Below are 4,532 nucleotides of genomic sequence, written 5' to 3' on the forward strand. Positions count from 1 at the left end.
GCTTCGGTGCGCAGCCATTCGTGATCTTCAGTAAAACGCAACTCGCTCATGGAAACTCCTAAGGGGCCAGACTCGTCTGGTGGACGCGATTGAATGCTTGGGCGATGCCCTGGTTATGAGCGTCTACTTAGCAAGAACACGGCCAATGTTGTTTTTCTTATTTGGATCAATGATTTAGCGGGGTTCGGAGTTCCAGGGTGAGGGGGCGCTGTAGCGAAATCGATACGGCAATTATCAAGGATAAAAGCTGAGGTGGATCAAAGCCTTGCGCAGCCGTGATCGGGGCGGAGTGTAGCGATATCGTTCCGCTGTAGCGCTTTCAGTACAGGTGGAGGTCGCTTTTGAATAGATCGTTCCCACGCTCTGCGTGGGAATGCCTCTTGTGACGCTCTGCGTCACGCTGTGGGACGCAGAGCGTCCCGGGCTGCATTCCCACGCGGAGCGTGGGAACGATCATCAAACGATCAATCAAACGCTCTACGGCTTATTGGGGATGCCGTACTTGCGCAACCGATGAGCAATGGCGGTATGCGAGGTTTGCAGGCGGCTGGCCAGTTGGCGGGTCGAGGGGTAGCTGACGTAGAGTTTTTCCAGCAGGTTTTTCTCGAACGCGTCCATGGCCTGTTCCAGGCTGTCGACGTCCTGATCGCTCTGGCGTGCCACCGAGGTGCCGGCGATGTCGAGGTCGCCGATGTCCACCAGGCTGCTTTCGCAGATGGCGGCGGCGCGGAAGATTACGTTTTGCAGTTGCCGCACATTGCCCGGCCAGCGGTTGCCGAGCAAAGCCGGATAAGTGCCCGGCGCCAGGCGACAGACCGGACGCTGGATTTGGGCGCACGCCTGCTGCATGAAATAGCGGGCCAACAACAGGATGTCCTGGCCACGTTCGCGCAGCGGCGGCACTTCGACATTGAGCACGTTGAGCCGATAGAACAGGTCTTCACGAAACAGGCCTTCGCTGACCATTTTTTCCAGGTCGCGGTGGGTCGCACTGAGGATACGAACGTTGACCTTGACCTCGCGATCACCGCCCACCCGCCGGAAGCTGCCGTCGTTGAGAAAACGCAGCAATTTGGCCTGCAAGTACGGCGACATCTCGCCGATCTCGTCGAGAAATACCGTGCCTTGGTTGGCCAGCTCCATCAGCCCCGGTTTGCCGCCCCGTTGCGCGCCGGTGAAGGCGCCGGGTGCATAGCCGAACAGTTCGCTTTCGGCGAGGTTTTCCGGCAAGGCCGCACAGTTCAACGCCAGAAACGGCGAGCTGTGCCGCGCACTGATGGCGTGACAGGCGCGGGCCACCAGCTCCTTGCCGGTGCCGGTTTCGCCCTGGATCAACAGCGGCGCATCGAGGGCCGCCACCCGTTGTGCGCGGACTTTGAGCGTGCGAATGACCGGCGATTCACCCAGCAGCGCATCGAAACCTTCGGCGTGGTCGTGGTGCAGCGCCGACAGCCGTTCGCCAATGCGATTGGGTTGATAGAGGGTCAGCAACGCGCCAGCGTCGGTGATGGGCGTGGCATCCAGCAATAAAGTCTGGCCGTTGACCGTGATTTCGCGCAGCGGCAGACGAAAACCGTGTTCGAGCAGGGCGTCGAGCAACGCCGGATCGGAAAACAGCTCGGCAATGCTTTCACCGGCCGGTTCGCGACCGTACAGGGCGATCAATGCCGGGTTGGCCAGCAGCACTTTGCCGGCGCTGTCCAATGCCAGCACCGGGTCAGTCATGGCCGCCAGCAACGCATCGAGCTGCAGGTGTCGGCGCTGGCCGGGCAGGATGTCGACCACGGTGACCGCTTGCACGCCGCGCACGCTGAACAGCGCATCCCGTAACTCTTCGAGCACTTGCGGGCTCAGGGTCGGCGCGTCGATATAGACGTTGGGCGGGACCATTTCCACCGCATCCAGATTGAGATTGCGCCCACCGAGCAGGGCCAGGACTTCCTGGGTAATGCCGACGCGGTCGATGAAGCTGACGTGGATACGCATGGGACGCTTTCGGGTTCTGGATTACGGAGGGTGGCAAGTATGCCTTGGAGCAGGGGTAAGGTGAAATCCAGAGCGGGATGATGATCGTTCCCACGCTCTGCGTGGTAACGCTGCCATGGACGCTCCGCGTCCACACTGACGCGGAGCGTCAGGGGATGCATTCCCACGCCGGAGCGTGGGAACGATCAGCAGAGGTACCTGAGTTACTCGAAGTGTTCGAGGTTGACCGGGTCGCCGGATTTCATATTCAACTGCTGCCGGATGTCTTCAAACATCAGATCGTAATGCTTGTGGACAGAGCCGATCTGGCTGTGGGTCTTGGGAATTCCGTACTTTTCGGCGATTTTCGTCACGTTGCTGGCGAAGTTGTAGGCTTCCTCTTTCGGCAGGAAGAACGGCTCCGACACGTCCTTGCCCTGAATGCTGCCATGCAAGGTGAACTGGATGCCTTTTTCCCCTTTGGCATTCTTGCTGACTTCATAATCGAGGTGCACGTTGTAGCTGACATCATCCGGGGTCAGCGCATGACGTTCGATGTGCAAGTGTCCCGGCTCGAATTGTGCCATTCACGTCTCTCCTTACAGGTAGGTAATGCCAGGTGTCGCGGTGCTGATGCGGGTGCCAGCCTTGCCCTGGACGATCGATTCGATGTCGGCGAGTGAGCCGATCACCGCGACTTTTCCAGTATGGCGTGCGAACTCGCAGGCTGCCTGCACCTTTGGTCCCATGGAGCCCGCGGCGAAGCCGAGTTTTTCCATTTCGTCCGGGTGAGCCTGAGCGATGGATTTCTGGGTGGGTTTACCGAAGTCGACAAACGCCGCGTTGACGTCGGTGGCGATCACCAGCAAGTCGGCTTCAAGCTGTTCGGCCAGCAGCGCCGAGCACAGGTCCTTGTCGATGACCGCCTCGACACCTTCGAGCTTGCCGGGGGCGGTGTACATGGTCGGAATGCCGCCACCGCCGGCGCAAATCACGATGCTGCTTTTTTCCAGCAGCCACTTGATCGGGCGTATTTCAAAGATGCGTTTCGGTCTGGGGCTGGCGACTACCCGGCGATATTTGTCGCCGTCCGGGGCGATTGCCCAGCCTTTTTCGGCAGCCAGTTTTTCTGCCTCGGCCTTGGTGTACACCGGGCCGATGGGTTTGGTGGGGTTCTGGAAGGCCGGGTCATTGGCATCGACTTCGACCTGCGTCAGCAGGGTCGCGAACGGCACTTCGAAGTCCAGCAGGTTGCCCAGTTCCTGTTCGATGATGTAGCCGATCATGCCTTCGGTTTCAGCGCCGAGCACGTCCAGCGGATAGGGAGAAACCGAGGTGTAGGCCGCGGCCTGCAATGACAACAGCCCGACCTGCGGGCCATTGCCGTGGGCGATGACCAGTTGGTTGCCGGCGTGGATCTTGGCGATCTGCTCGGTGGCGATCCGGATGTTGGCGCGCTGGTTGTCAGCGGTCATCGGTTCACCCCGACGGAGCAGGGCGTTACCGCCCAGTGCAACGACGATACGCATGGTGGTTGTCCTTTTAGAGTCGGTGATCCTGGATCGTTCCCACGGTCCCCGTGGGAATGCATCTGGTGACGCTCCGCGTCACATCGGACGCGGAGCGTCCGTGGCGGCATTCCCACGCAGAGCGTGGGAACGATCGTTTGGGGGCAGTCCTTACAAATCAGCCAGCGTCGACACCAGAATCGCCTTGATGGTGTGCATGCGGTTTTCCGCTTGCTCGAAGGCGATGCAGGCCGGCGACTCGAACACGTCGTCGGTCACTTCGATGCCGTTTTTCAGGTGCGGATATTGTTCGGCGATCTGTTTGCCGACCTTGGTGTCGCTGTTGTGGAAGGCCGGCAGGCAGTGCATGAACTTGGTGCGCGGGTTGCCGGTGGCTTTCATCAGTTCGGCGTTGACCTGATAAGGCAGCAGTTGCTGAATGCGCTCGGCCCAGGCCTCCACGGGTTCGCCCATCGACACCCAGACATCGGTGTGAATGAAGTCCACGCCTTTGACGGCGGCTTTCGGGTCTTCGGTGAGGGTGATGCGGGCACCGCTTTCTTCACCGTACTGTTTGCAGCGTGCCACCAGATCGTCCGCCGGCCACAAGGCTTTCGGCGCGCAGATGCGCACGTCCATGCCGAGCTTGGCGCCGATCAGCAGCAGCGAGTTGCCCATGTTGTTGCGGGCGTCGCCGAGGTAGGCGTAGCTGATGTCGTGGATCGGTTTGTCGGCGTGTTCACGCATGGTCAGCACGTCGGCAATCATTTGCGTCGGGTGATATTCATCGGTCAAACCGTTGAACACCGGGACCCCGGCAAACTTGGCCAGTTCTTCGACGATCTCCTGTTTGAAACCACGGTATTCGATCGCGTCGTACATGCGCCCCAGTACGCGGGCGGTGTCCTTCATGCTTTCCTTGTGGCCGATCTGCGAAGAGTTGGGATCGATGTAGGTGACGTTGGCACCCTGGTCATAGGCCGCGACTTCGAACGCACAGCGGGTGCGGGTCGAGGTTTTTTCGAAGATCAGCGCGATGTTGTTGCCCTTGAGGTGCTG

At 60.1% G+C, this 4,532-nt stretch carries 4 protein-coding genes; all 4 read right to left on the minus strand.

The genetic code is table 11. The annotated features are described in order from the left end of the window. Window positions 1–477: 477 nt before the first annotated feature. The gene (locus tag D8V06_RS01900) at window positions 478–1,986 is read right to left on the minus strand and encodes a sigma-54-dependent transcriptional regulator (RefSeq protein WP_056852647.1); all 1,509 of its coding nucleotides are present in this window, start codon (window positions 1,984–1,986) and stop codon (window positions 478–480) included. Window positions 1,987–2,189: 203 nt separating this feature from the next. Beyond that, window positions 2,190–2,552 (minus strand): DUF5064 family protein, encoded by a 363-nt coding sequence (locus D8V06_RS01905; protein ID WP_056852646.1) that lies wholly within the window; start codon window positions 2,550–2,552, stop codon window positions 2,190–2,192. Between the two features lie 12 nt (window positions 2,553–2,564). Next, complete coding sequence (gene arcC, locus D8V06_RS01910; RefSeq protein WP_056852645.1) at window positions 2,565–3,494, minus strand: carbamate kinase; 930 nt, start codon at window positions 3,492–3,494, stop codon at window positions 2,565–2,567. 150 nt (window positions 3,495–3,644) lie between these two features. After that, window positions 3,645–4,532 (minus strand): ornithine carbamoyltransferase (locus tag D8V06_RS01915; RefSeq protein ID WP_130930330.1); only part of this gene is annotated, 888 nt, incomplete at its 5' end.

It is taken from the genome of Pseudomonas sp. Sample_24 (assembly GCF_004307605.1).
GTDB lineage: Bacteria > Pseudomonadota > Gammaproteobacteria > Pseudomonadales > Pseudomonadaceae > Aquipseudomonas.